This is a genomic window from Desulfacinum hydrothermale DSM 13146 (assembly GCF_900176285.1).
GTDB lineage: Bacteria > Desulfobacterota > Syntrophobacteria > Syntrophobacterales > DSM-9756 > Desulfacinum > Desulfacinum hydrothermale.
Map to the genome: position 1 here is coordinate 271,596 of NZ_FWXF01000002.1, position 26,841 is coordinate 298,436.

Sequence of the window (26,841 nt, forward strand, 5' to 3'; positions counted from 1 at the left end):
GGCGCGAAGGAAAAGGGACAAACGTTGGGTTCAGGATAAAAAAGGCATCGGGATGGTTTTCACATAGCAGAACGCGTGCCGGCATGCAAGTTCCAATGGATGGAAGACCCTGCCGAAAACGACTTCCCCCGGCGGGGGGCCCACCGGGGGAAGGAATAGGCACACAGGGATCGTCCGCCGCGGCCATCGCCCAAGACCGCGGAAAAGAAGGAGGAAAGACCTCAGAGGAGTCTGACCAGGTCTCCACCCACGGCAGGCGGCCAACGGGAGTCAGAACTTGAAAGGCAAGGGTGAAACGTCAGGTGGCCTTTGCCCGGCGCGCTGTTTTCACGTGATAGGCCACCAGAAGGGCGAACAGCCCCATGCCGGCATAGTTGATTCCACGGCCCACCCAGATCATGGCCACGGCGCTGGCGGCGTAGAGCGCCGTTTCCACCCAGCCGATGGGCGCCAGAAAGTATCGTTCCATGGCCACCACAAAAGCCAGGAGCGCCAGGGCGGTGCCCACGATGGTGCGGACCACTTCCCCCGCCGGTCCGTTCAGCAGCAACGGATGGTAGGCCATGACCACGGGGATGATGTAGAGCCCCTTGGCCAGCTTCCAGGAGGTGAAGGCCGTTCTCATGGGGCTGGATCCGGCGATCCCTGCCCCGGCAAAGGAGGCCAAAGAGACGGGGGGTGTGACGTTGGCGTCCTGGCTGTACCAGAAGACGATCATGTGGGCGGTGATGAGCGGGATGCCCATGTCCATGAGCGCCGGGCCGGCCAGGATGACCAGAACGATGTAGGAGGCGGTGACGGGCAGGCCCATGCCCAGGGCGAGAGACGCCAGGGCGATGAGCCCGATGGCCAGCAGCGGGATCCCATGGGACAGCGAGACGACCATGGACGAAAAGCGAAGGCCCATGCCCGTCAGGTTGGTGATCCCCACGATGATGCCGGCAGCGGCACAGGCGATGGAAACCATGACGGCGTTTCGAGCCCCCGTTTCCAGCGCCGAGATGAGCTTCGAAAGGGAAAGCCGGGACTGCTTTCGCAGCATGGCGGTGGCGTAGACGGACACCACGGCGATGAATCCGGCCATCATGGGGCTGAAGTTCATCAAGAGGACCGTGATGAGGATGGCCAAAGGAATGAGAAAATGGACGCCCTTTTTCAGTGTTTCGCCCATCTTGGGCAGGTCTTCCTTGGGTTGGCCCTCCAGCCCCTCCTTTTTCGCCTCGATGTGCACAAAAAGGAGCGTGGTCATGTAGTAGAGCACGGCGGGAATCAGGGCCACCTTGATGATGTGAAGATAGGGCGTGTTGGTGAATTCGGCCATGAGGAAGGCCCCGGCGCCCATGATGGGGGGCATGAGCTGGCCGCCTGTGGAAGCGGCCGCTTCAATGGCTCCCGCCACGTGGGGCCGGTAGCCCACCCGCTTCATCATGGGAATGGTGAAGCTTCCCGTGGACACCACGTTGGCCACGGCACTGCCGGAAACGGACCCCATGAAACCGCTGGCCAGCACGGCCGTCTTGGCGGGACCTCCGGAGAATTGCCCCGTAAGGGAATAGGCCAGGTCAATGAAGAAGTTCCCCCCGCCTGTCTTGTCCAGGAAGGCGCCGAAGAGGATGAAGATGAAAACGAAGGTGGCGGCCACCCCGATGGGAAGGCCGAAAACCCCCTCCGTGGTCAAGCTGAGCGTGGTGGCGATCCGCTCCACCGAGTAGCCCCGGTGGATGATGAGATCCGGCATGTAGGGTCCGAAGTACCCATACAAGAGAAAGATGACCCCGATGGCCATCATCATGGGTCCGATGACGCGTCGCGTGGCTTCCAGAACCAGAAGGATGCAAAGGATGCCCACCGTCACGTCCCACGAACTCCAGTCGCCCTGGCGGGCAAAGATGCCGTCCAGATCCAGGACGATGTAGCCTGCCACCGCCAGGCTCGCGGCCACCAGAACCAGGTCCACCGCCCAGGTCCAGTGCCATCGGTCCTTGGGAGCTTTTTTGTGCAGGGGGTGGGTGAGGAAAGTGAGGACCAGAATGAGCCCCAGGTGGACACTTCGCTGCACCATGGCCGTCATGGCACCCAGGCCCGCTGTATAGAGCTGAAAGAGGCTCAGGGAGACGGCCACGACCGTCACCACCTTGGCGATGGTCCCTGGGAATCCGGAAAGAGATCGATTGAGCGCTGATTCCGCCATCGTTTGCCCCGCTCCTACCTTGCCGTTTCACGATCCGGTGTTGGCCACCACTTCCACCACCACCCTCTGACCAGCCCAACGTTCGCTCAAATTGTATTCCCGTCCTCGATACAACACGGTGTGGTCCACCCCCGGAGATCCCACCCGAAGAATGAACCGTCCCAGCGTCTGGTGAATATCCCGAATCCAGGTCCAGGTGCCGTCGAAATCCACGTACCCCCTGCCCTGCCAATGGCCCATGCCGGCTCCGAACATCTTAAAGTAGGTCTCCCGGATGGCCAGTCGCCCCCGACGGTCCAGTTCGAAGACTTCGAAAACCGGGGTATGGTCCACCGAATGGATGTATCGGATGGTAAAGGTCTCGTGGGCCCGCAGGGGAAGTTCCAAAAGGACGTCCTGGGTGGCCCATTGGGTCAGGCGCAGCAGGAAGGGATCGGCGGCGGGGTTCGGCCCGGCCCAGACCGGCCGGGAGAGAAAAAGGACCAGGATCGGAAGGATCCTCCATCCCGTGGCGAACATCTTGGCCTTCATCCGCAGACTCGTTTCCTCACATAAGCGTCAAAGATTGAGACGGCGGTCGCGAGGCCTTAAGCCCCGCGACCGTCCGCAAGAAGGAGGCGTGTGCCTACTTGGCGATCTTGTCCTCCGGCACCTTCAGGCCCAGCTCCCGGAAGTACTTGACCGCCCCCGGATGGAAGGGAATGGGGGAATACTTCACGGCGTTTTCCGGTGTGGTGTACTTGGCTCCCGGATAGACCTTGAGCAGATAGTCCTGATGCTCGAAGGTGGCCTTGACCAGCTTGTAGACCAGGTCTTCGGGCAGATCCCGGGTGCAGATGGCCACGTTCCACACAGACACCGTGGGCACATCCTGGTCCACGCCCTTGTACACACCGCCGGGAACCACGGACGGCGAATAGTACTGGACCTTGCCCGTCACCTTCTGAATGTCCTCGTCGCTGAAGGGCACGATCATGATGTCGTGGGTCGTGGCCAGATCCATGATCGACGAAGTGGGCGGACCCACGCACCAGATGCCCACATCGATGGTGTGGTCCCGCAGGGCATTGGCGTTTTCCACGAAGGAAAGACGCCGCACATCGAACGAATCGTAGGGCACGCCCACGGCATGCAGCACCAGGTTGCTCATGTATTCGGTGCCGCTTCCCGGAGATCCCACGGACACACGCTTGCCTTTGAGATCCTGAAGGGAATGGATCCCGGATCCTTTCAGCGCCACCACGTGATACACATTGGGATACATCATGAACATGGCCGCGATCTTCTGGGGCTTGCCCTTGAAGCGGCCCAGACCGTTGTAGGCTTCATAGGCCACATCGCCCATGATCTCTCCCACCACCGTCTCTCCCTTGTTGGCCAGCCTCACGTTTTCCACGGAAGCCCCCGTCACCTCGGCCACGGCCTGTACATTTTTCACATACCGGGTCCAGATCTCGGCCAGCGCCCCCCCATAGGGGTAGTAGACCCCGCCGGTACCTCCGGTACCGATGGAAATGAATTGCTTGCGCGCCTCGGCCCGGTCCCCCATCCCCCAGCCTACGGTCATCAGGGCCGCCAATAGGACGATCATGACCCAACGGTATCTGCGATCCATCGTTTCCTCCTCTCTATTTTTTCCTGCAGTGGATCCGTTCCATCCTGAAGCCCCCGCCTAATCCAAGGCCAGGACCACCACTTCCAGCTTGTCAGGAATTTGCGTATAGCCGGGCACCGGATAGGTGAATTGGGCCTTTTCGCCCGGCTTGACCACGGGCGGTTTGCCTTTGCGGGGAATAAGCCCCCCGACGGACTTTCCTTCCGGGTTGATGATCTGAACCCGGTAGCGAAGCGGCTGGTCACTCACGTTTTGCAATTCCACCAGGTACTGGAGCATTTCCTTGCCCTTGAAGGGCTTGACCGCGCACTGAAACTGGGTGACCGCCGCCGACTCGGCCACATCCCATGTGATGCCGGCCGGACATTGCACCACTTCCGCCGAGGGGCCTTTGGTCATCCACCCGGCGCAGCCGCCCAGGGCCAGCGCCAAGCATCCCAAAAGGGCCCAAAATACCGATGGGGTCCCCCTTTGTTCCTTCCGCATCCTCATCGCTTTTCCTCCTTTCTGCTCATCCGTTCCATGCCATCTGAGACTTCTTGCCCGCCGACACCCCCTTGCCGTCATGGCCGATCCCTTGCCGGCCCCAGGAAGAGGCACGCAAGTCGGCCCCGTGCACCGTTTTGGAAACACAGCAGAAGATGGCCATCGAGCTGCCGTAGGAAGCGCTAAAGGAAAGCCACAGGAAAGAGAACGAGAGAAGCGAAGAAAGAATCGAAAGGGAGCGTCAGCAATCCATCATGAAACGGCGTATCCGCTATTGGCGATCCAATAACCGCAAGTCACAAAGCGTGAAACCGATATTCCATGACCGCCCCCCCCGGGTGGGACCGCCGAAGGGGCGCTTCGTCTACCGCGAGGCCCTAGACCGGCATGATGCCGTGCTTGCGATTGGGAGCCTCTTCCTCCTTGTCCAGGGTCATCTCCAGGGCCCGGATGAGGCGTCGCCGCAACTCGCCGGGCAGGATGATGTCGTCCACATGCTGGAGACCGGCGGCATACGTGGGATTGACGTATTTTTCCATGAATTCCGCCTCGCGCCGGGCCCGCGTCTCCTCGGGGGTTTCCGATGAGGCGATCTCCTTTCGGAACAGGATGTTCACCGCCCCCTGGGGCCCCATGAGGCAGATCTCCGCCGTGGGCAGCGCGAAGACCACGTCGGCGCCCAGATCCTTGCTGCACATGGCCAGGTAGCCGCCCGCGTAAGCCTTTCGGAGCACGCAGGTGATCTTGGGAACCGTGGCCTCGGCGTAGGCGTAGAGCATCTTAGCACCGTGGCGGATGATGGCGTTGTGTTCCGACCGGGTCCCGATGAGAAATCCCGGCACATCCTGGAAATTGACGAGCGGGATGTTGAAGGCGTTGCAAAAGCGGATGAAACGGGATCCCTTGTCCGCCGCATTGTAGTCGAGGGCCCCATTATACTTCACCGGGTTGTTGGCCACAACCCCCACCACATGCCCGTTCAGACGCGCCAGGCCGATGATGAGGTTTTGCGCAAAGTCCTTTTTGAGTTCAAAGAAGGACCCGCGATCGAAAACGCATTGGATGACCCGGCGCATGTTGTAGAGGCGCTTCTGGTCGGTGGGGATGATCTCTTCCAGCTCCGACGTCTCCCGGTCCGGGGAGTCCTCGGGGGTGACGTAGGGCGGCCGTTCCTGATTGTTCAACGGCAGATAGCCCAAAAGCCTTCGCGTGTGTTCCAGGCACTGGCGATCGTCGGCCAGGGTGCCGTCGGAAACCCCCGTGATCCGCCCGTGCACCTTGGGTCCGCCCAGGGACTGTTCATCCGTCTTTTCGTACACCACGGCCTCCACCAGGGGCGGGCCGGCGATGAACATGGCGCTCGTCTTTTCCACCATGAAGATGAAGTCCATCAGGGCCGGGGAATAGGCCTGACCGCCGGCCACAGGACCCATGATGAGGGCGATCTGAGGCACCACCCCGGAAGCGGCCACATGCCGATAAAAGAGTTGCCCGTACTGGGACAGGGCCCCCATCTGCTCCGTCACCCGAGCGCCGCCCGAATCGTTGATGCCCACCACGGGAAAGCCGTACTTGCGGGCCATGTCAATGATCTTGCAGATCTTTTTGCCGTGGCGCTCGCCGAAGGTTCCCGCAATCACGGTGAAATCCTCGGCATAGACCATACACCCCCGGCCGTTCACTTCCCCGTAGCCGATGACGACACCGTCGGCGGGCACCTCCTTCTTGTCCAGGCCGTAATCACGCCCGATGTGCTTGGCAAAGAGATCGATCTCTTCAAAGGTCCCGGGATCGAAAAGAAGATCGATCCGCTCCCGGGCCGTCCGTTTTCCCTTGGCGTGTTCCTTTTCCTGGAGCGGCGGGCCGCCTCCGGCTCGCAGCCGCACCCGCTCGGCCTCCAGCCTTTCTTTCAGTTCCTTCCAATCCGCGGCCATAAAGACCTCCTGTGGGGCAGTGGGTTGTCCATTATCTGTTTCGGGATCTCAGGGGTGGGAGTCGCTTCTTGGGCAACGGCTCCCCACTTGCCATGCACCCTACCGGTTGGGCTGGCGGCCACAGGTGATCCCGGCGATGATCATCTTCTGCACGTTGCTGGTGCCTTCCACGATCTGGTAGGACTTGACGTCCCGATAGAACCGCTCGATGGGATATTCCGTGGAAAAGCCGTAGGATCCGAAGATCTTCATGGCCTCGTTGGCCGCCCGAACCGCCGCTTCGGACGCGTAGTACTTGGCGATGGACGTCTGGAGCTGGTTGGGCTTGCCCTGATCCTTCAGGTAAGCGGCGTGGTAGACAAGCCATTTGGCCGCTTCGTGTTCGGCGGCCATCTCCGCGATTTGGGCCTGGATCATCTGGTAGGTGGAGATGGGCTTTCCAAACTGGGTGCGCTCATTGGCGTATTTCACCGCCAGATCCACGCACGCCCCGGAAACCCCCAGGGCTCCGGCGGCGCAGCTGAGCCGGGTGTTGTTGAGCATCCACATGCAGATCTTGAAGCCTTCGCCCACTTGGCCCAGGACCGCGTCCTTGGGGATCTTGGCCCCGTCGAAGAGGATCTCCCCCGTGGGCGAACAGTGCAGGCCCAGCTTGCTCTCGATGGCCCGGGTGGCGATGTTGGGGTTGTTGGCCACATCCACGATGAAGCAGGTCATGCCCTTGTACTTCTTTTCCTTGTCCGTATAGGCGTAGACCAGGCCCACATCGGCCACGGGCGCGTTGCTGATCCACATCTTCTGGCCGTTCAGTTCCCAGTGATCGCCCATGTCCTTGGCGGTGGTGCGCATGCCGGCCACATCCGATCCGGCGTTGGGCTCGGTGATGGCGAAAAAGCCCACCTTCTCCCCCGACACCCAGGCCGGAATGAAGGCCCGCTTCTGATCCTCCGTGCCGAACCGGTTCACCGTGATGGCCGGACCGATATTTTGCATGTTGAAGGGCACCCGCCAGGACGGGGACACCTTGGCGATCTGTTCGGTCATGAGCACCGATTCCACAAAGCCCATGCCGTTGCCCCCGTATTCTTCCGGGATGGCGCAGCCGAAAAAGCCCAGTTCGCCCATCTTGCGCAGGCGCTCCCGGTTGAACACATAGTCCCGCTCTTCTTCTTCCAGGGTGGGCAGGATATCGTTTTCGGCAAAACGCCGGGCCTGTTCCTGCACGATCTTTTGCTCTTCGGTCAGTTCAAACCGCATGGCCGCCCCCTTTCGCCCTATTCGATGATGGCCAGAAGATCGTCTTCCTCCACCCGGTCGCCTTCGGCCACCTTGATTTCCTTCACCACCCCGTCGCAGGGCGCATGGATGCCGGTCTCCAGCTTCATGGATTCCATGACCATGATCTCGTCGTCTTCCCGGACCGCATCGCCGGGCTTCACCTTGATCTTGAGGATCTTGCCCACCATGGGTGCCAGCAATTCTTCCGCCATTGTCCGCCTCCTTGTGGTTCGGTTGGATGGGATGAAACGGGTTCTTCCTATTGGAGCAGAGAAAGAAAGATGCCCGCCGCCAGGATGGTTCCGATGACCCCTGCGATGTTGGGGCCCATGGCGTACATGAGCAGGTAGTTCTTGCGGTTGGCTTCACTGCCCACCTGGTGCACCACCCGCGCCGCCATGGGCACCGCGGACACGCCGGCCGCCCCCAGCAGCGGGTTGATCTTGTCCTTGAGAAAGAGGTTCATGCACTTGGCGAAAAGCACCCCCGAGGCCGTGCTCACCGCAAACGCCACCAGGCCCAGCACGAAGATGAAGATCACCTTGGCCTGCAGGAAGGTCTCGGCCTTCATGGTGGCGCCCACCGACAGCCCGAGGAAGATGGTCACAATGTTCATGAGCTCGTTTTGGGCCGCCCCGGCCAGGCGTTCCACCACGCCCGATTCCCGAAAGAGATTGCCCAGCATGAACATGGCCATGAGCGGCGCCGAGGCGGGCACGATGAGGATCGTCACCAGGGTGGCCACGATGGGAAAGAGGATCTTTTCCCGCTTAGGCACCTTGCGCGACTTCTTCATGGTGATGCGCCGTTCCGCCTCCGTGGTGAGCAGCCGCATCACGGGCGGCTGGATGATGGGCACCAGGGCCATGTAGGAATAGGCCGCCACGGCGCAGCTTCCCAGCAAATGGGGCGCCAGGCGCGTGGCCAGATAAATGGTGGTGGGCCCGTCCGCTCCGCCGATGATCCCCACCGTGGCCGCTTCCGGCAGGGTGAAGCCCAGGGCGCGGGCCGCGAAAAAGGTGACGTACACGCCCACCTGTGCCCCCGCCCCCAGGAAGATGAGTGACGGCCGGGCCAGCATGGGCCCGAAGTCCGTGAGGGCCCCCAGGCCCAGGAAGATCACCGGCGGGATCACCTCCCACTGGATGCCGTAATGATAGAAGCGCCAGATCAATCCCTCGCCGGGTTCCATGAGGCCCGTCAGGGGCAGGTTGGCCACCAGGATCCCGAAGCCGATGGGAAGCAAGAGCAGCGGTTCGAACCGGCGGGCGATGGCCAGGTAGATGAGCCCAAAGGACACCGCCCACATGAAGACCATGCCCGGGCTGAGGGCCGTGATCCCCAGATGAGAAAGAAAGGCCACTGCGGAATCCGTCATTTGGCTTCCCCCTTGCCCCCCATTCCCACCAGCCAGCTCATCACGCGAATGGCGCCGTAGAGGACCGCCATGCCCAGAAAGACGCCGCCCACACCGTTCAAGAAGACCAGAAAAGCTTCGCGCATTGGTTTGGATTCCTGTTGGATGGTTATCCATCCTTGGTTTTCGATTGCGGGTCGCTCACCCCCCCCGCAATTTCCTTCCAGTGGGGGAAGTTCACGACGCACCGCTCACCCCTTCCCAATTCCCGATGAACCACGTACGTCTCACGCCGCCACGCCCCGCTCCCGCAGACGGGCGATCTCTTGGTCGCTGCAGCCCAGTTCCCGGCGCAGCACCTCGTCGGTGTGCTCGCCCAGAAGCGGCGGGTGGCGATCGATCCCGCATGGGGTATCCGAAAACTTCATGGGGCTCGCCACCAGCTTCACCGATCCGGCCGTGGGATGCGCCACTTCGGCCACCATCTCCCGCGCCCGCACCTGGGGGTCGGAAAAGACCCGATCCAAGGTGTTGATGGGCCCGCAGGGGATCTTGAGCCGGTCCAGTTCCTCCAGCCATTCATCGGCCGTCTTCTGCCGCATGGCTTGCGCCACCAGGGGGATGAGCTCCCCGCGGTGGACCACTCGCTGGGGATTGGTGGCAAAGCGCGGGTCGTGGGTCAGGTGCTCCAGGCCGGCCAGCCGGCAGAAGGCCTGCCACTGACGGTCGTTTCCCACGGCCAGGGCGATGTAGGTGCCGTCCTTGGTCTGGAAGGGCTCGTAGGGAACGATGTTGGGATGGGCGTTGCCGTAGCGTGGGGGCACTTCACCGGAAACCAGATAGTTGCTGCCCACGTTGGCAAGCCAGGCCACCACGGCGTCCAGGAGCGCAATGTCGATGTACTGGCCCCGCCCGGTCTTGTCCCGGTGGCGCAGGGCCGCCAGAATGGCGTTGCAGGCGAAAAGCCCCGCCGTGATGTCCACGATGGCCACACCCACCTTCATGGGCGGCCCCTCGGGATCGCCCGTGATGCTCATGACCCCGCCCATGCCCTGGATCATGAAGTCGTAGCCCGGCTTGTCCTTGTATGGCCCGTTCTGGCCGAATCCGGTGATGGAACAGTAGATGAGTCGGGGATTGAGCGGCTTCAGATCCTCATAGCCCAGCCCCATCTTGGACAGGGTGCCCACCTTGAAGTTCTCGATGAGGATGTCGCTTCGCAACGCCAGGCGCCGGATGATCTCCCGGCCTTCTTCCTTTTTTAGATCCACGGCGATGCTGCGCTTGTTGCGGTTCACACACAGGTAGTAGGCCGCCTCGCCGCCCGCCTCCGGGGGTCCCCATTGGCGGGTGTCATCCCCCGAGCCCGGGCGCTCCACCTTGATCACGTCCGCCCCCATGTCCCCCAGCATCATGGAACAATACGGGCCCGCCAGAACCCGAGATAGATCCAGGACCTTCACATCGCTCAGCGGCCTGTCTACGCCCATGCTCGTCTCCTTCATCCCCTGTTTGTCCGCCATCCCCCTGGGACCCCAGCCGACCAGCGCTTGTCCCACAATGGTCTTTCAGGCTTTCGGTAGAATTCCAACTGGTTGAAATTCCACTGTTTCCTGTGGCTCTTCTTGTAGGGGCATGTTCCGAACCCGCCCCTACGGCGGCCTGGCCAGGCCGACCCCACGGGCCCGCAGGCAGCAATCTGGGCGGTCTTTTCATGGCCGTTTGGGCCACCGAGCTCGGTGCCGGCAGCCCGGGCGATGACACGGCACAGCCCGCCGGGATCCCCAGGGGCTCATCCCTATCCGGGGGGATAGGGCCCCGTATGGCCCACGCGTTGGGACAGCTCCCGGCCGGCCTCCTGGAGCAACGCCAGGCACCGCGCCTTGTGGACCGGGTCGCCGTAGCGCAGTTCCGGGATGGCCAGGCTGAGCGCCGCCACGGCATTGCCTCCGTGGCCGAAGACGGGAACGCTCAAAGACCCCAGGCCCAAGGTGCGCTCGGCCAGACTCTCCGCAAACCCCTTGGCCCGAATGGATTTCAGCTCAGCGCGCAGAAGGCCCACGGACCGGGCCGTGTTGGGAGTCAAAGGCTTGAGTTCTTCCTCCGCCAGATAAGCTTCCACAAAGGCGTCCGGGCAGAAGGCCAACAGGCACTTGGACGAAGCCCCCGCATAAAGCGGGCTTCGGTTTCCGATGGGCATGCCCGCCTTCAGGGCCTGCGGTGACTCCACGCTGTCGATGCAGAGCCGCTCGCGGCCGTCGATCACGTTGAGATGCACCGTCTCGCCCGTTTCGTAGCTCAATCGCCGCATGATGGGAGCCGCTTCGCGCGTCACCGGGTATTGGGACTGCAGGACCTCCAGGAACCGATAGTACACATGGCCCAGACGGTACTGACGGGTTTCGGCATCCTGTTCCACGAAATGGTAGGCCTTGAGGCTTTTCAGGAGACGCTGGACCGTGGCGGGGCTGAAGCCCAGATGGGCGGCCAGTTCCCGCACCCCCCAGCTGGCCCGCTGGGTCTGGAAGGCCAGGAGCAGCTGCAGGGCCTTTTCGATGGCGTTGGGGCGGTCCCGCTGTTCTGACATACGATACACCGTTTTTTAATTTGGATCGTAGCGGAGCCCCTCGATCCCTGTCAAGGAAAGAATGGTACGCTGAATTTGTCCAGGACCGGTTAATCAGTCATCCGAAAAAGACACGATGATCGCTGGTCACTGTTCCTCCCATGGTACAGAAGGCGATTGTGCTCCATTGGGAGGGAGCAAGCCTCGCATGTGCGCCATGTCATTGGCGTCGGGTCGTGCTGGCCGTGAAGGAGCGTTTCCAGCAGTTGATGCAAACGCACCATTGTCTGGGGCCTTCTCAAGATAAGCGGAACCTGCACCATCCAAGGCGCGCATCCTGTCCGATACGTCCGACCATACCGCCTTCAGAGATGACCTTGTGGCGGCTTTCGCCGCTCCTACAAAAAGTCCATGCACCCTTCGGACGCCTGTAGGAGCGCCGAAAGGCGCGATCCATCCCATCCGCCCATCCATCGGGCTTGTACGGAAGCAGGATGAACCTGCCCCTTTTTCCCGACCAGTGTTCGATTGCTTCACAATGACCCAAAATGCTGGGGACACCCACCGCATCCTATCGAGAACAAATTTGCCGTCGTAAGAGTCGTGCAGGGCAAGGGGTGAGTCCGTTCATCGTGGATCGCCAAACAGGGAACCCAAAAATTCCTCAAGCCATCCGCCCAAGTTGCCGATGAGTCAAACGATCCATTCCGTCTCCAAACCCACAAGACCCAGGTACGGAAGGAAGCCCATGGTTGCCTTTGGCAGGAGCCGCTGGATACCGTTCGCCCTCCTGGTGGCCGCCTTCTTCACGGCCCTGGCCGCCGCCCTGAAACTGGACGTGCCGTGCTGGCAGGCGTCGGCATGCCGTGAGGCCATGGACTACCGCTTGTGGGGGCTTCCCCTGGGTGTCTGGGGATGCCTTTTCGATGCACTGGCCCTGACCCTTTGGGCCGCCCGATCCCGCTGGTTCCTTCCCACCTTGAGTCTGGGAGCGGGAATCGAGATCTGGCTGCTGCACATCCTGTGGACTACCCGCACCTTCTGTCCCGTCTGCCTGGTCCATGGGTTCCTGGTGCTGGCCGCCTTCGCCTGGTCCTGGCGAAAGGATGCAGGGCTTCAAGCCGCCACGGCGGCCCTGGCGGTCTTTGCGGTCTTTGTCTTCGTCCAACCCATCTCCTCCCCCCGGCCTGCGCTCTACGCGGCCCACGTGGATGCCTCCCCGGTGGTGGCCTCCATCGGTGAGCTCACCATCACTTTGTCGCAACTGGACGGCACGGTAGCGGGGGAAATCTACCGCCTGGAACGCCGGATTTACGAAACCCGCCGAAAGAAGCTGGAAGAGATCCTGGAACAGGTGGTGGTGGCCCGGGAAGCCCAACGCCGCGGTATCTCCCCGGAAGAGCTCTACCGGAGCACCGTGAAGGATGTGACCCTCACCCCGGAGGAGATGGACTTTCTAACGGCCGGGAACCGGCCCAGCGAAGAAGACCACACCCTCAGGGTCCAGGCCCTACTGGAAAAGCGCCAGCATGTGTGGAAGCAGTTCGTCCAATCCCTTTATGAGCGCTACGGAGTCGAGATCCACCTTTCCAACCCTGCGCAACCCATGGTGATCGTGGACACCCAGGAAGGCCTGTCCGCGGGCCCGCCCGACGCGCCCGTGACCGTGGTGGAATTTTCCGACTACCAATGCCCGGTCTGTCGGGAAGCCCACGGGGCCGTCCAGGAGCTGATGCAGGAGATGGGCAACCAGGTGCAGTGGGTCTTCATGGACTACCCGCTGCGCCGCCACCGTCATGCCCGAAAAGCCGCAGAGGCCGCCCGGTGCGCCGCCGATCAGGGCCGGTTTCTGGACTACCGAAACGCCCTCTACGCCCTGAGCGACCCGGAGAACCTGACGCCCGAACGGCTTGTGGACACTGCCGCGTCCCTCGGGCTGGACACCCGCACCTTCCGCCACTGCCTGGAATCCGGCCGCCACGGCCCCGCCGTGGAGGACAACCTGCAGGAAGCCAAAGTCAAAGGCATCGACGCCATCCCCGCCTTCATCGTAAACGGACGTCTCATCCTGGGCTTTGCCGGCAAAGAAACCCTGGCCCGAGAGATCACCCGGGCCCGCACCTCAGGCCCCACCCGCATGGCCCACATGAGTGCTCGCTGAGTGGTTCTCGGTTTTTTCGTTTTTCCGCCATCCATGCGTCGGGCATTGGTTCTTGGGCACCCGCTGCCCGACGACGGCCCACACCGCGCGCGAGTCCCCATTCCCCTGCGTTGAAAAAAGCGACCCGGTGCGTTATAGAAGCCATGGCCCGCACCCGGGCCCGCTACCTCACAACCAAGGAGAACCCACACCATGATTGGTGGTCTGCTCAAAAAGATCTTCGGCACCCAGAACGAAAGAAACCTGAAGCGCATCGCCCCGCTGGTGGACGAGATCAACCGGCTGGAACCGTCCATCCGCGCCCTGAGCGACGCCGACTTGAAGGCCAAAACGGGACAGTTCCGCCAGCGGCTGGACCAGGGCGAACCCCTGGACGATCTGCTCCCCGAGGCCTTCGCCGTGGTGCGCGAGGCGGCGGTGCGCACCCTGGGCATGCGCCCCTACGACGTGCAGATGATCGGCGGCATCGTGCTGCACCAGGGAAAGATCGCCGAAATGAAGACCGGTGAAGGAAAGACCCTGGTGGCCACCATGCCGGTCTATCTCAACGCCCTTACCGGCAAGGGCGTCCACGTGGTCACGGTCAACGACTACCTGGCCAAGCGCGACAGCCAATGGATGGGCGAGGTTTACCGCTTTCTGGGCCTTTCGGTGAGCTGCATCGTCCATGGGCTGGACGACCGGGAGCGCAAGGAAGCCTACGGGTGCGATGTGATCTACGGCACCAACAACGAGTTCGGCTTCGATTATCTGCGCGACAACATGAAATTCCGCCTGGAGGACATGGTACAGCGGGAACTCCACTACGCCATCGTGGACGAGGTGGACAGCATTCTGATCGACGAAGCCCGAACCCCGCTCATCATCTCCGGCCCCGCCGAAAAATCGACCCAGCTCTACGTGCGCGTCAACCGCATCATCCCGAACCTCAAGGAAGATCTGCACTACACCAAGGAAGAAAAGACCCGCACGGTGACCCTGACCGAGGAGGGGGTGGCCGCGGCGGAATCGCTCCTGGGCGTGGAAAACCTCTACGATCCGCGCAACATGGACCTGTTGCACCACGTCCAACAGGCACTGCGGGCCCACGTGCTCTTTCAAAAGGACGTGGACTACATCGTCAAGGGCGGCAAGGTGATCATCGTGGACGAGTTCACCGGCCGCCTCATGCCGGGACGCCGTTACAGCGACGGGTTGCACCAGGCCCTGGAGGCCAAGGAAGGGGTCCAGATCGAAAACGAAAACCAGACCCTGGCCACCATCACGTTTCAGAACTACTTCCGTATGTACGACAAGCTGGCGGGCATGACCGGTACGGCGGACACCGAAGCGGAGGAGTTCGCCAAGATCTACAACCTGGAGGTGGTGATCATCCCCACCCACAAGAAGATGATCCGCCAGGATCATCCGGACTGCATCTACCGGACGGAAAAGGAGAAGTTCGAAGCGGTGGTGGAGGAGATCAAGGAGCTCCACGCCTTGGGCCGGCCCGTGTTGGTGGGCACGGTGAGCATCGACAAGTCCGAGAAGCTGAGCAAGATGCTCAAGCGCCAGGGCATCCCCCACCAGGTGCTCAACGCCAAACACCACGAAAAGGAAGCGGAAATCGTGGCCAAGGCAGGCCAGAAGGGCGCGGTCACCATCTCCACCAACATGGCCGGGCGCGGAACCGACATCGTGCTGGGGCCCGGGGTGGCCGAACTGGGGGGCCTGCACATCCTGGGCACCGAACGCCACGAGGCCCGGCGGATCGACAACCAGCTGCGGGGCCGTGCCGGCCGCCAGGGCGATCCCGGATCGTCCCGGTTCTATCTCAGCCTGGAAGACGATCTCATGCGGATCTTCGCCGCCGACCGCATCTCCGGGCTCATGCAGCGGGTGGGCATGGAAGAAGGCGAACCCATTGAGCACCGGCTGGTGAGCAAGGCCATCGAAAACGCCCAGAGCCGCGTGGAGGAGCAAAACTTCAGCATTCGTAAGCACCTGCTGGAATACGACGACGTGATGAACATGCAGCGCGAGGTCATCTACCGCCAGCGGCGCGAAGCCCTGCAGGGCGGAAACCTGAAGGAGACCATCCTGGACATGGCCCGGGAGCTGCTGGACGAGATCCTGGCCGCCACCACGGACGAAAAGAGCTACGCGGAAGACTGGGACCTGGAGACCCTTTCCAAGGAAATCCAGCGCCTCTTCGGCCCCGGCCTCCTGCCCTCTTCCCAGGAGCTCCAGGATGTGAGCCAGGACGAACTGGGCGAGATGCTCTGGGATCGGATCCGGGACCGCTACGACGCCCGGGAAAAGGAGTTCGGCGAACCGCTTCTCAGGGATCTGGAAAACTACGTGCTCCTGCAGACCCTGGACAGCCTCTGGAAAGACCACCTGCTCAACATGGACCACCTCAAGGAGGGCATCGGCCTGAGGGGCTACGCCCAACAGGACCCGCTGGTGGTCTACAAGAAGGAAGCCCACGAACTCTTCGACGACATGATCCACCGGCTCAAGGAAGAGACCGTGCGGATCCTCTTCCACATCCAGATTCAGCGGGAAGACGAGGTGGAAGAGCTGCGCCGGGAGCAGGAAGATCAGCCCATGTTCTACGGACCTCCGGAAGGGGCCAAGCCCAAGACGGTGGTGAAAAAAAAGAAGGTGGGCCGAAACGCCCCCTGCCCCTGCGGCAGCGGCAAGAAGTACAAGAAGTGTTGCGGCCGGTAAGCTCCTGAAGGGATTAATGGTCAGCCGCCCCGCGGGGCCGTCGAGGACCACCACCCCATTCCCCACCACCGCCAACGGATAACCGAAAACGGAAAACCAAAGGCCATGTCCATCCCCATCCATCACGGTGATTTTCGTGTTCCAGGCTTTCGCGTGGCCGCGGCTCGAAGCGGCATGCGCTACCGGGATCGCCTGGACTGTGCGCTCCTGTTGAGCGACGCGCCGGCCACGGCGGCCGGCGTCTTCACCCGCAATCGTTTCTGCGCCGCACCGGTGGCCCTGTGCCGGGAGCACCTGGAGGCGAGCGCGGGCACGGCCCGGGCCGTCCTGATCAACGCCGGGATCGCCAACGCCTGCACGGGCGAAGAAGGCGTGCACAGGGCCCGCCGCTCCGCCCGGGCCGTGGCGGACCGGCTGGGCGTGGACCCGACCCAGGTGCTGGTGGCGTCCACGGGGGTCATCGGCCCCCAGATCCGGGTGGACACCCTGGAAGCCGTGCTGCCGGATCTGGCGGGACAACTGGCGCCCGGCGGGTGGGAGAACGCCGCCCGCGCCATCATGACCACGGACACGGTACCCAAGACGGCCTGGGCTCAACGAACCATCGGCGGAAAGACGGTGACCGCGGGCGGCATCGCCAAGGGATCGGGCATGATCGCTCCCGACATGGCCACCATGCTTGCCTTCGTGGTCACAGACGCGGCCGTCTCCACTCCCGTCCTCCAAGTCGGCCTTCGCCGGGCCGCCGACCGGACCTTCAACCGCATCACCGTGGACGGGGACACCAGCACCAACGACACGGTGCTGGCCCTGGCAAGCGGAGCCGCCGGCAACGCCCCCATTCAAGATCCCCACGGGCCCGGCGCCCACGAGTTCTTCACTCTGCTGACCGCCGTGTGCGCGGATCTGGCCCAGCAGATCGTCCGGGACGGCGAAGGGGCCACCAAGTTCGTGGTGGTGCGGGTCCAGGGGGCACGCACCCGGGATCGGGCCACCCAGGTGGCTCGAACGGTCGCCCAATCGCCTCTTGTCAAGACGGCTCTTTTCGGCCAGGACGCCAACTGGGGCCGGGTGGTGGCAGCGGCCGGCCGGGCCGGTGTGGACTTCGACCCGGAACGGGTGAGCTTGCGTTTTGGACAGGTGAGTGTCTTTGAAAAGGGCCGTCCCCTGGAGGACCCGACCCTGGAGGCCAGGGCGTCACAGGTCCTGCGGCAAAAGGACATCGAAATGGTGCTGGATCTGGGAGAAGGCGAGGAAGAAGACACCTATTACACGTGCGATTTTTCCTACGATTACGTGAAGATCAACGCCGACTACCGGTCCTGACAGCTTGTCCGAAAAGGCCGATTTTGGCCGTTTGGGGTACGCTCAATATCCGAAATTGCCCTGCCGCAAAGGGCTGCCGTTGCCCGAAGGAGGCACAGGTGGAACCCGATGCCCATGACGACACAGCCCTGACAGCTTCACTGCGAACCGCAGGACCTTTTCCCGTTTTCCAACGGAATGCAGGAGACCGCCATGGCCCCTACGCCCCAACATAGCAGACTCCAACCCGGAACCCCCGTCCCCGCCTTTTCCCTGCTGGACCAGGACGGAAACGTGGTGCGCCCGGAAGACTTCCTGGGCTCCAAGCTCTTCGTCTTCTTCTATCCCAAGGCCAACACGGGTGGCTGAACCACCCAGGCCGTCTCCGTGCGAGACGCCTTGGACACCCTGCAGGAACACAACGTGAAAGTGGTGGGCATCAGCCCCGACGCCCCCGGAACCCAGAAGAGATTCGCCGAAAAACGCGCCCTGCCCTTCCCCCTCCTTTCCGACGACGACCACCTGGTGGCCCAGGCCTTCGGGGTCTGGGGGGAAAAGAAGGTCCGCGGCAAGATCGGCATGGGCATCGTGCGCTCCGCCTTCCTCTTCGATGAAGACGGCCGTCTGCTCCACGCCTGGTACAAGATCAGCCCCAAGGAAACCGTGCCCAAGCTGCTGGAAGCGCTCCAGGAAGGACCGTGAGGCGCCGGGCGGGATCCCTCTCCCAAACCCGCCGCCCCACACACAGAATCCTACACGTAGTACTTATGCAAATATTCCAGCACCATGCGGTGCGTGTTGAAGACGGGGGCCACATCGGCGATGGAGTTTTTCATGATCTGGGTCCAGTGCCGTGGACTGGCGTAGAAGGTGGTCACCATGTCGTCGATATCGTTGTAGAGGTCGGCGGCGGCCTCTTCGTCGCTCTGGTCCTCGTCGTCCCCCACGGCCCATCCGTTCACGCGGTCCCGGCACGCCTCGCGCCACCAGCCGTCCAGAACGCTCATGTTCACCCCGCCGTTGAAACAGACCTTCATGCCCGACGTGCCGCAGGCCTCCCGGGGCCGACGCGGCGTGTTGAGCCACACGTCGGTCCCCTGGGTCATGAGGGCCCCCAGCCAGATGTTGTAGTTGGGGATGTAGATGATCCGAAGCTTGTCCTCGTACTGCTTGCCGATGTGGATGATCTGCTTGATGAGTTCCTTTCCCGCGTTGTCCTGGGGGTGGGCCTTGCCGGCGAAGATGTACTGCACCCGGTCGTGGGACAGGTTGATCAGGTATTCCAGGTCGGTGAGGATGAGCGTGGCGCGCTTGTAGGCCGCCGCGCGCCGGGCGAAACACACGGTCAGCAGCTCTTCGCTGAAGCCCGCTCCGGAGATGGCGTTCACGTAGCTGATCAGACGCCGCTTGGACTGCCTCTTGGCATCACGCACCGCCTCGTCGGGGATTTCCCGGGCCTGGGCCAGCATGGAAGGCTGTTCCCTCCAGCCGGGAATGTGGGTGTCGAAAAGGGCCTGGAACTCGGGCCCGGTCCAGCTCAGATGGTGCACCCCGTTGGTGATGTGACCGATGTCGTAGCCGGGAAACATCTGCCGGGACACCTCCCCGTGCAGCTCGCTCACCCCGTTGCTGGCCCGCGACAGATTGAGAGCCAGCAAGGTGGTGTTGAGGGCATCCTGGCCCGCCAGATCCCGGATGTTCCCCGGCAGGTAGTCGCCCAGAACGGATTCAGCCATGGCGTAGTCGAAGATGTCGTGGCCGGCCGGAACGGGCGTGTGGGTGGTGAAGACGCACTTTTCCCGCACCTTTTCCACGTTCCCGCCCAGGTCCTTGAGGAGCGCCAAGGTGAGGAACACCGCGTGGCCTTCGTTCATGTGGTAGGTGGTAACGGCGGGCTCCAGCTTCTTGAGCACCTGGTAGCCGCCAATGCCCAGCACCGCCTCCTGACAGATCCGGGTGTGCCTGTCGCCCCCGTACAGATAGTGGGTGATCATGCGATCTTCCGGGCGGTTGGAAAGAAGATCCGTGTCCAGAAAATAGACCGGCACCCGGCCGTGCTGGCCCGTCTGGCGGTACTTCCACACCCCCACGTGCACCGGCCGCCCTTCGATGGGCACCGTCACCTGGAAGGGAAGGGGCTCCATGAAGGCCCGGGGATCGAAGTAGGGATAGAGCTCTTCCTGCTCCCCCAGGGCGTTGATATGCTGGATGAAATAACCCCGCTTGTAGAGGAGCGTCACCGCCACCAGGGGGATGTTGAGATCCGCCGAGGACTTGATGTGATCCCCGGCGAGAATGCCCAGCCCTCCACTGTAGGTGGGAATGTGCTCGTTCAAACCCACTTCCATGCTCAAATAGGCCACCTTCATGGACGCCTCCGTCGTTGCCCAATCCTCTTACCCGCAGCCCGGAACCCTCATGGGCCTGGGCGGCCGCCCCGTCCTCGGATTTCATTGCCTTGTCTTCTATAGCACACAGACCCCCGGGGCGTCAGGGGCATGGGAAAGGTTGCCGGTTTTTGCTGATCGAGCGTTGCCCGCTCACCACCTACCACCACCGGCCCCTCGGGATCTCACGGTTCCCGCTTTCCGGGCGCGGTATCTGGTCGCCGGGGATCGCGAGCGTATAACCAACATGCACAAATGATGTGCAAGTTGTTGACAAGCGGCTGGACTCCATTTATTAAGGGACTTGCCTTGGAATTGGAAGGCGTTGTACGCGGGGGAGTGAGGGGATTTTGGGGCTGCCCGATGTGATTTTTTTCTCTTAAAGAAGCGGCCATTCACCAACCGAACCGAAACCAGAGGTCACGATGAGCGACGTCAACATCTGGATCAACGATCAGCAAGTGAAGGCGAAGGCGGGCCAAACGATCCTGGAGGCGGCCGACGCCGCCGGGGTCTACATCCCCCGGCTCTGCTTTCATCCGGCTCTGGAACCCAGCGGATCGTGCCGCCTGTGCGCAGTGGAAATCGACGGTCAGCGCGGCCTGCCCGCCGCCTGCTCCACGCCGGTGTCGGAAGGCCTTCGGGTGAACACCCAATCGGCCAAGGTGCTGGACTTCCGCCGGGAGATGCTCCAGCTCATTTTGCGCGATCACCCGCGCCAGTGCCTGGGTTGTCCGCGCAACGGCACCTGCGAGCTGCAGCAGCTGGTGACGGTGGTGGGAATCGATTTTCCCTACCCGCCTCCCGACAAGGAGCGCCCGGAGCCGCTGCCCGGCGGGGCCTATTTTGAACGAGACTACAGCCTGTGTGTTCGGTGCGGCCGCTGCGTGCGGGTGTGCCACGAAGTGCGGGGAGCCCGCGCCATCGTCTTTCGCCAGTCCAAGGACGGCCGCCCGGAAGTGGGCACACCGTTCGATCGCCCCCTGGAAGAGGCGGGTTGCCAGTTCTGCGGCGCCTGCGTGGACGCCTGCCCGGTGGGCGCCCTCCGGGAAAACCTGAGCGATGTGCACGGCGAACCCACCGAAAAGATGCAGGCCATGTGCCAGGCGCTCACGGCCATCGTCACCGATCTTTACAAGAAGGAGCTGGAAACCCAGTGGGGCACCGCACTCTGTCCCATTTGCAGCGCGGGCTGCCGTCTGATGGTGGAAAAGGCCGCCGATGAAACGATCGTTCAGGTCAAACCCAGCCCGGACGGCCCCAGCAACCAGGGCCAGGCCTGCGTGCAGGGCCGGTTTCTTTTGAAGCGGCATCTGCGGCGCCCGGATCGCCTGGAATCGCCCATGATCCTGGAAAACGGCCAGTACCGTCCGGCCTCTTGGGACGAGGCACTGGATCGGCTGGCTGGAGCCTTGGCGGATGTCCCGGCGGATCGGGTGGCCTTTTTGACCGACGGACGCCTCACCAACGAAGAACTCTTCCGCCTGGGCCGCCTGGCCCAAGGGGCCCTGCCGGGTGCCCAACTGGGTGTGGCGGTCCCCGCCGGTCAGGTACTCTTCGAAAAGGTCCTGGAAGAAGAGCTGGGCACCGCCGCCGCCACCAACAGCCTGGAGGACTTGGGCGGGTCCCCTGCCATCTTCGCTTTGGGCCTCAACCCGGCTGCATCCCAGCCCATCGCGGGCACCCGCATCCGCCAGGCGGTGCTCAAAGGCGCCAAGCTGGTGGTGGCCAATCCCTACGATGTGTCCATCGCCCGCTACGCCCACGTGCACCTGCGCCCCGTGCCGGGATCCGAAACAGCGCTGGTTTTGGGCCTCCTTCGCGTCATCCTGGACGAAGGCGGCGCGGACCAGGAGCTTCCGACCGATCAGCAACAAGCCTTCAAGGAGATGACGGCCGCCTACGACCTGGAAACGGTCTCGCGTCTTACGGGCATCCCCGATGAAACCCTGGTGGAAGCCGGATGTCTGCTGGCGGCCCAACCCACCGTGGCGGTTTTGGCGGGGCTGGGGGCCTTGAGTGCTCCGGACGTTACCGATCTCGCCCGCGCGCTGCTCAGCCTGGCCCGGGCCAAGGGCTCCCTGGGGCGTCCCGGCGGCGGCTTCTGGCCCCTGTGGGGCGCCGGCAACCTGCAGGGAGCGCGCGATCTGGGATGGAGTCCCCAGGTCATGGACGCCCTGGCTCAAGGAAAGATACAGGCCGCCGTGGTGGCGGCCGAAAGCCATGATGGAACACTTTGGGACGTTCTGGCTCCGTACGCCTCCAAGCTGGAATTTCTGGCCGTTCACGACACGGCGCCGCCGCCCCAGTCCATCCAAGCCCAGGTACTCCTTCCCATGGCCTCGATCCTGGAAAAGGAAGGATCTCTCACCAACGGGGAACGGCGCGTGCAATGGACGGAAAGGACGCTGGAAGGCCCCGACCAGGCCCGGTCCGCCCTCTTTGTGGCCCAGGCCCTGGCGGCCCGACGGAACCTGGACCTTCCGGAAGCCACCCCCGGAGACATCCTGGACGAGCTGGCCCAGGCCGTTTCCGGCTACGGAGGTATCCACCGAAGCCGGGCGCGCTTCCAGCCCGTTCAGGTCCCCTGCCCGGCCCGGGACCACGAGGGAACCCCCGTTCTTTTCCAGGATGCCGTGCCCACCTGGAAGCCCTGGACGCCCGCCGCGCCACCGGCCCCGCCGGAGGAAGATGCGGCCGCGGAATTCCCCTACGCCGTGGCGGCCAAGGAAAGCCTTCTGCCGTCCTATGTGGGCTCCCTGCTGGCCCCGGAGGCGCAGGCCGTCCTGGCCTGTGACGGCGAAATCGAGATGAACCCAGCCGACGCCTACCGCCTGGAATGCGATGCGGGTGACACGGTGGCGGTGCTCTTCAACGGTGGAGAGGTCACCGGCCGTTTGGCCCTGAACATCCACCTGCCGCCGCGCCTGGTGGCCGTCAAGGCCGAGGCCCTCCAAGCCGCCGGGGCTTCCAACCGATCCGGAGCATCCATTGCCGCAAAAGTGGAGAAGAGATAGCCATGTATCCCATTGTCGATCATGAAGTACTGGCCCCCAGGGTTCACCGGTTGCGTGTCCAGGCCCCCGTGGTGGCCGAAAAGGCCAAGCCCGGACAATTTGTGATCCTCATCATCGACGAAAAGGGCGAGCGGGTTCCCTTCACCATCAGCGACTGGGATCGGGATGCCGGCACGGTGGACTTCGTCTTCATCGAAGTGGGCAAGACCACCCGGCAGCTGGCCGCACTCCAGCCCGGCGATGAGCTCCTGAGCTTCATCGGCCCCCTGGGACGCCCCGCCGAAGTGGACCACTACGGCCACGTGGTCACGGTGCTCAGTGGCTACGGGATCGCCGCCACGGTGCCCATCATCCGGGCACTGAAGGAACAGGGCAACACGGTGACCACCATCGTCCAGGCCCCGGACCGGGAACGGCTCTTCGGCCAAAAGCCCCTGGAGGAGCTGAGCGACCAGCTGATCCTGGCCCTGGGCACCCGGGGCGACGGCATGATGGAAAGCACCACCGTGGCCGTGCGCAAATTGCTGGACGCCCACCCCAGGAAGCGCATCGACCGCGTGGTGGCCATGTGCTCGCTTTGCCTCATGCGGGTTCTTTCGGAAATGACGCGCCCCTTGGGCATCAAGACCATGGTGCACCTCACACCGGTCATGGTGGACGGCACCGGCATGTGCGGCGCGTGTCGTCTGAGCGTGGGGGGAACCAACCGGTTTGCCTGCGTGCACGGCCCCGAATTCGACGGCCACGAAGTGGACGGCTGGGAAGTGCTCATGGCGCGGCGCTGCACCTATGCCGACGAAAGCATCCTGCAGCAGGGCTTCCAGTGCCGCGGCTGTTCCCAGTGGTGATGTACCATAAAAGCCGTGGTGGAGTTCCGGTTCCTGGGTTTCGGCCTTCCGCCTCCGGTTCCCGATTTCTTGAGCCGTGAGCCTCGCAGGGCCGGGCACGGGACGCCGGCCACGAACCCGGGCTTTCATCCTTCGTTGTCGCGCCCCGGCGTGCTGGGGGTTTAAGGAGAACGCACAATGACAGAAGCGAAACAACCCAAGGCCTCCCCCAAAAAGAAGCCCAAATTGAATCTCAACCGGGTGGAGATGCCCAAACAGTCGGAGCATGAGCGCCGCCACAACTTCGACGAGGTGGCGCTGGGATACAGCTGGGAGCTGGCCAAGGAAGAGGCGAGCCGCTGCATCCAGTGCAAAAAAAGGCCCTGTCAGCAGGGGTGCCCGGTCAATATCGACATACCGGACTTCATCGCCGCCCTGCAGCGCGAAGATATCGAAGAGGCGGCCAAGGTCCTCAAGAAAAAGACGTCGCTTCCGGGCGTGTGCGGCCGGGTCTGCCCCCAGGAGCTCCAGTGTGAGAACGCCTGCACGCTCAACAAAAAGGGCGCTCCAGTGGCCATCGGCCGTCTGGAACGGTTCATTGCCGACTGGGAGCGCACCCAGGGAAGTGCCACCATGCCGGACATGGCCCCGTCCACGGGAAAGAAGGTGGCCGTGGTGGGTTCGGGCCCCTCGGGCCTTACGGTGGCCTCCGACCTGGCCATCCTGGGCCACCAGGTGGTGCTCTTCGAGGCGCTCCACGTGGCGGGCGGCGTCCTGATGTACGGTATCCCCCAGTTCCGTCTGCCCAAGGAGATCGTGCAGCGCGAAGTGCGCTATGTGCAATCCCTGGGCGTGGACCTTCGCCTCAACACCGTCATCGGCATCAACTACAGCCTGGACGAGCTGCTCAACGGCGAATTCCATGCGGTCTACCTGGCGCCGGGAGCCGGCCTTCCCAAGTTCATGCGAGTGCCGGGAGAAAACCTCAACATGGTCTATTCGGCCAATGAATTCCTCACCCGCACCAACCTCATGAAGGCCTACCTCTATCCGGAATACGCCACGCCCCTCAAGATGGGCAAGCGCGTGGCCGTCATCGGCGGCGGCAACGTGGCCATGGACGCGGCCCGCTGCTCCGTGCGCCTGGGCGCCCAGGAAGTCTACGTCATCTACCGGCGCACCCGCGCCGAGATGCCCGCGCGCCTGGAAGAGGTGGAAAACGCGGAAGAGGAAGGCATCCAGTTCCATTTTCTGTGCAACCCCACGGGCTTTTTGAGCGATGGGCGCAACAACGTGGCCGCCATGGAACTGATCCGCATGCGGCTCACGGAACCCGATGAGAGCGGCCGGCGCCGCCCCGTGCCCATCCCGGGAAGCGAATACATCATGGACGTGGACACGGTGGTCGTGTCCCTGGGAACGTCCCCCAACCCGCTGATCCCCTCCACCACGCCGGATTTGGAGGTGTCCCGCTGGGGCACGGTGGTGGTGGACGAACGGGGCCGCACCTCCAAGGCTCGGGTCTGGGCCGGGGGCGACATCGTCTCGGGCGGCGCCACCGTGATCAGCGCCATGGGCGAAGGGCGTCGGGCCGCCGCGGCCATGCACGAATTTTTGAGCAACGGCCAGAAGAAGATCATCCCTCCATCCCCGTCCAAGGACGGAGAGTCCTAAGGCGTGGGCATTGAGAGTTAGGCGAAGAGTTGGCAGGGGCCGCGCGTTTTTCCTGTTCAAGCGCCCCCTCCAAACCACCATAATTGAAAGAAGAAACCGCAGGGCCCCGGGGACCGGCTCCCCCCTACGCCCTGCTCCATGACCCTTTTCCTCAACATCACATGGGAGAGATGACCATGGTCAACGCGACAAGCACCACCTCCTCGAACCCGGTCGGATCCGTGCTGGTGGTCGGTGGGGGGATCGCCGGTATGCAGGCGGCCCTGGATCTGGCCGACTCGGGCTACTTCGTCCATCTCGTCGAAAAGACATCCGCCATCGGTGGGACCATGGCCCAGCTGGACAAGACCTTCCCCACCGATGACTGCGCCATGTGAATTATCTCGCCCAAACTGGTCGAGGTCGGCCGGCATCTGAACATCGAGTTGTTGACGTTGAGCGAAGTGGAAGCGGTGAGCGGGGAGCCCGGAAACTTCCGGGTGAAGGTACACCAGAAGCCCCGTTTCATCGATCCGGACAAGTGCACGGGCTGCGGCGAGTGCGCCCAGGTCTGTCCCGTGGTCTTGAAAAACGAATACGACATGGGCCTGAGTGAGCGGCGGGCGGCCTACCGGCGTTACGCCCAGGCGGTCCCCGGGGCCTTCGCCATCGAAAAGCGGGGAACGAGCCCCTGCAAGGCCACCTGTCCGGCGCACATCTCGGTGCAGGGCTACATCGCCCTGGCGGCCCAAGGCCGCTACCGGGAGGCCCTGGAGCTCATCAAAAAAGACAATCCCCTTCCGGCCATCTGCGGCCGGGTCTGTCACCATCCGTGCGAGACGGCCTGTATGCGCAACAAAGTGGATGAGCCCGTGGCCATCGACTTCATCAAGCGCTACATCGCCGACCTGGATCTCAAGGACGAAACCCGCTTTGTTCCCGAGATCAAGGAAAAGCGCGATGAGAAGGTGGCCATCATCGGATCGGGCCCCGCGGGGCTTTCGTGCGCCTACTACCTGGCCCAGGAAGGCTACCGGGTGACGGTCTTCGAAAAACTCCCGGTTCTCGGCGGCATGCTCACGGTGGGCATCCCGTCCTATCGCCTGCCCCGGGACATCATCGAAGCGGAGATCCAGGTGATCCGGGAGATGGGCGTGGAGTTCAAGACGGGCGTGGAGATCGGAAAGGATGTCACCATCGCCCAACTGCGGGAGCAGGGCTACAAGGCGATCTTTGTGGGCATCGGCGCCCACGAATGCAAGAAGCTCGGGATCGAGGGCGAGGACCTGGAGGGGGTCTATCCGGGCGTGGATTTCTTGCGGGAAGTGAACCTGGGCAACCGGATCTATCTG

20 protein-coding genes are annotated in these 26,841 nt (G+C 63.0%); 8 read left to right on the forward strand and 12 right to left on the reverse strand.

What is annotated here, in order from left to right:
* Positions 1-298: 298 nt before the first annotated feature.
* The 11 genes from B9A12_RS03675 to B9A12_RS03720 form a co-directional block, all read right to left on the reverse strand.
* A complete protein-coding gene (locus tag B9A12_RS03675) occupies positions 299-2,191 on the reverse strand; it encodes a TRAP transporter permease (protein WP_084056391.1) in 1,893 nt (630 codons plus the stop codon).
* A 27-nt stretch (positions 2,192-2,218) separates the two neighbouring features.
* Entirely contained in the window at positions 2,219-2,722 is a 504-nt protein-coding gene (locus B9A12_RS03680; protein ID WP_084056392.1) for a DUF1850 domain-containing protein, read from the reverse strand.
* A 94-nt stretch (positions 2,723-2,816) separates the two neighbouring features.
* Positions 2,817-3,806, reverse strand: a complete 990-nt coding sequence (locus tag B9A12_RS03685) for a TAXI family TRAP transporter solute-binding subunit (RefSeq protein ID WP_139796472.1) — start codon at positions 3,804-3,806, stop codon at positions 2,817-2,819.
* A 57-nt stretch (positions 3,807-3,863) separates the two neighbouring features.
* A complete protein-coding gene (locus B9A12_RS03690; protein WP_084056394.1) occupies positions 3,864-4,298 on the reverse strand; it encodes a motile sperm domain-containing protein in 435 nt (144 codons plus the stop codon).
* A 371-nt stretch (positions 4,299-4,669) separates the two neighbouring features.
* A complete protein-coding gene (locus B9A12_RS03695; RefSeq protein WP_084056396.1) occupies positions 4,670-6,226 on the reverse strand; it encodes an acyl-CoA carboxylase subunit beta in 1,557 nt (518 codons plus the stop codon).
* A 99-nt stretch (positions 6,227-6,325) separates the two neighbouring features.
* Positions 6,326-7,483, reverse strand: coding sequence for a glutaryl-CoA dehydrogenase Acd (gene acd, locus B9A12_RS03700; protein WP_084056398.1), 1,158 nt, complete (start codon positions 7,481-7,483; stop codon positions 6,326-6,328).
* Positions 7,484-7,500: 17 nt separating this feature from the next.
* Positions 7,501-7,716: a biotin/lipoyl-containing protein gene (locus B9A12_RS03705; RefSeq protein WP_084056400.1), complete on the reverse strand. Its 216-nt coding sequence runs from the start codon at positions 7,714-7,716 to the stop codon at positions 7,501-7,503.
* A gap of 47 nt (positions 7,717-7,763) precedes the next feature.
* On the reverse strand, positions 7,764-8,882 hold the full coding sequence (locus B9A12_RS03710; protein ID WP_084056402.1) for a sodium ion-translocating decarboxylase subunit beta: 1,119 nt from the start codon (positions 8,880-8,882) through the stop codon (positions 7,764-7,766).
* Positions 8,879-9,007: an OadG family protein gene (locus B9A12_RS16885; RefSeq protein ID WP_170920319.1), complete on the reverse strand. Its 129-nt coding sequence runs from the start codon at positions 9,005-9,007 to the stop codon at positions 8,879-8,881. Before B9A12_RS16885 ends, B9A12_RS03710 begins: the two co-directional genes overlap by 4 nt.
* Before the next feature lie 141 nt (positions 9,008-9,148).
* Positions 9,149-10,351: a CaiB/BaiF CoA transferase family protein gene (locus tag B9A12_RS03715; protein WP_084056404.1), complete on the reverse strand. Its 1,203-nt coding sequence runs from the start codon at positions 10,349-10,351 to the stop codon at positions 9,149-9,151.
* Between the two features lie 308 nt (positions 10,352-10,659).
* Positions 10,660-11,448: an IclR family transcriptional regulator gene (locus B9A12_RS03720; protein ID WP_084056406.1), complete on the reverse strand. Its 789-nt coding sequence runs from the start codon at positions 11,446-11,448 to the stop codon at positions 10,660-10,662.
* 727 nt (positions 11,449-12,175) lie between these two features.
* On the opposite strand from B9A12_RS03720, the gene B9A12_RS03725 reads away from it, so the two are divergent.
* The 4 genes from B9A12_RS03725 to bcp all read left to right on the forward strand — a co-directional run bounded on the left by B9A12_RS03725 (position 12,176) and on the right by bcp (position 18,307).
* Positions 12,176-13,588, forward strand: coding sequence for a thioredoxin domain-containing protein (locus B9A12_RS03725; protein WP_170920320.1), 1,413 nt, complete (start codon positions 12,176-12,178; stop codon positions 13,586-13,588).
* 192 nt (positions 13,589-13,780) lie between these two features.
* Positions 13,781-16,300: a preprotein translocase subunit SecA gene (secA, locus tag B9A12_RS03730; protein ID WP_084056410.1), complete on the forward strand. Its 2,520-nt coding sequence runs from the start codon at positions 13,781-13,783 to the stop codon at positions 16,298-16,300.
* Between the two features lie 105 nt (positions 16,301-16,405).
* Positions 16,406-17,626, forward strand: a complete 1,221-nt coding sequence (argJ, locus tag B9A12_RS03735) for a bifunctional glutamate N-acetyltransferase/amino-acid acetyltransferase ArgJ (RefSeq protein ID WP_084056412.1) — start codon at positions 16,406-16,408, stop codon at positions 17,624-17,626.
* Between the two features lie 192 nt (positions 17,627-17,818).
* Positions 17,819-18,307, forward strand: coding sequence for a thioredoxin-dependent thiol peroxidase (bcp, locus tag B9A12_RS17515; protein WP_084056414.1), 489 nt, complete (start codon positions 17,819-17,821; stop codon positions 18,305-18,307).
* Between the two features lie 50 nt (positions 18,308-18,357).
* On the opposite strand, the gene glgP is transcribed toward bcp, so the two are convergent.
* Positions 18,358-19,974 carry an alpha-glucan family phosphorylase gene (glgP, locus tag B9A12_RS03745; RefSeq protein WP_084056416.1) on the reverse strand — a complete coding sequence of 539 codons (1,617 nt, stop codon included), beginning with the start codon at positions 19,972-19,974 and terminating at the stop codon, positions 18,358-18,360.
* A gap of 443 nt (positions 19,975-20,417) precedes the next feature.
* Between glgP and B9A12_RS03750 the strand changes: the two genes are divergently transcribed.
* From B9A12_RS03750 to B9A12_RS17525, 4 genes are all read left to right on the forward strand, one after another.
* Complete coding sequence (locus B9A12_RS03750; RefSeq protein WP_084056418.1) at positions 20,418-23,009, forward strand: molybdopterin-dependent oxidoreductase; 2,592 nt, start codon at positions 20,418-20,420, stop codon at positions 23,007-23,009.
* A gap of 2 nt (positions 23,010-23,011) precedes the next feature.
* Positions 23,012-23,857: a sulfide/dihydroorotate dehydrogenase-like FAD/NAD-binding protein gene (locus B9A12_RS03755; RefSeq protein ID WP_084056420.1), complete on the forward strand. Its 846-nt coding sequence runs from the start codon at positions 23,012-23,014 to the stop codon at positions 23,855-23,857.
* 177 nt (positions 23,858-24,034) lie between these two features.
* Positions 24,035-25,510, forward strand: coding sequence for an NADPH-dependent glutamate synthase (gltA, locus tag B9A12_RS03760; RefSeq protein WP_084056421.1), 1,476 nt, complete (start codon positions 24,035-24,037; stop codon positions 25,508-25,510).
* Between the two features lie 176 nt (positions 25,511-25,686).
* The coding region (locus tag B9A12_RS17525) for an FAD-dependent oxidoreductase (protein ID WP_170920321.1) at positions 25,687-26,841 on the forward strand (1,155 nt) is incomplete at its 3' end.

Coding starts and splice junctions, on each gene's coding strand:
- B9A12_RS03675 (WP_084056391.1), bottom strand. CDS start 2,191: ATGGCGGAATCAGCGCTCAATCGATCTCTTTCCGGATTCCCAGGGACC.
- B9A12_RS03680 (WP_084056392.1), bottom strand. CDS start 2,722: ATGAAGGCCAAGATGTTCGCCACGGGATGGAGGATCCTTCCGATCCTG.
- B9A12_RS03685 (WP_139796472.1), bottom strand. CDS start 3,806: ATGGATCGCAGATACCGTTGGGTCATGATCGTCCTATTGGCGGCCCTG.
- B9A12_RS03690 (WP_084056394.1), bottom strand. CDS start 4,298: ATGAGGATGCGGAAGGAACAAAGGGGGACCCCATCGGTATTTTGGGCC.
- B9A12_RS03695 (WP_084056396.1), bottom strand. CDS start 6,226: ATGGCCGCGGATTGGAAGGAACTGAAAGAAAGGCTGGAGGCCGAGCGG.
- acd (WP_084056398.1), bottom strand. CDS start 7,483: ATGCGGTTTGAACTGACCGAAGAGCAAAAGATCGTGCAGGAACAGGCC.
- B9A12_RS03705 (WP_084056400.1), bottom strand. CDS start 7,716: ATGGCGGAAGAATTGCTGGCACCCATGGTGGGCAAGATCCTCAAGATC.
- B9A12_RS03710 (WP_084056402.1), bottom strand. CDS start 8,882: ATGACGGATTCCGCAGTGGCCTTTCTTTCTCATCTGGGGATCACGGCC.
- B9A12_RS16885 (WP_170920319.1), bottom strand. CDS start 9,007: ATGCGCGAAGCTTTTCTGGTCTTCTTGAACGGTGTGGGCGGCGTCTTT.
- B9A12_RS03715 (WP_084056404.1), bottom strand. CDS start 10,351: ATGGGCGTAGACAGGCCGCTGAGCGATGTGAAGGTCCTGGATCTATCT.
- B9A12_RS03720 (WP_084056406.1), bottom strand. CDS start 11,448: ATGTCAGAACAGCGGGACCGCCCCAACGCCATCGAAAAGGCCCTGCAG.
- B9A12_RS03725 (WP_170920320.1), top strand. CDS start 12,176: ATGGTTGCCTTTGGCAGGAGCCGCTGGATACCGTTCGCCCTCCTGGTG.
- secA (WP_084056410.1), top strand. CDS start 13,781: ATGATTGGTGGTCTGCTCAAAAAGATCTTCGGCACCCAGAACGAAAGA.
- argJ (WP_084056412.1), top strand. CDS start 16,406: ATGTCCATCCCCATCCATCACGGTGATTTTCGTGTTCCAGGCTTTCGC.
- glgP (WP_084056416.1), bottom strand. CDS start 19,974: ATGAAGGTGGCCTATTTGAGCATGGAAGTGGGTTTGAACGAGCACATT.
- B9A12_RS03750 (WP_084056418.1), top strand. CDS start 20,418: ATGAGCGACGTCAACATCTGGATCAACGATCAGCAAGTGAAGGCGAAG.
- B9A12_RS03755 (WP_084056420.1), top strand. CDS start 23,012: ATGTATCCCATTGTCGATCATGAAGTACTGGCCCCCAGGGTTCACCGG.
- gltA (WP_084056421.1), top strand. CDS start 24,035: ATGACAGAAGCGAAACAACCCAAGGCCTCCCCCAAAAAGAAGCCCAAA.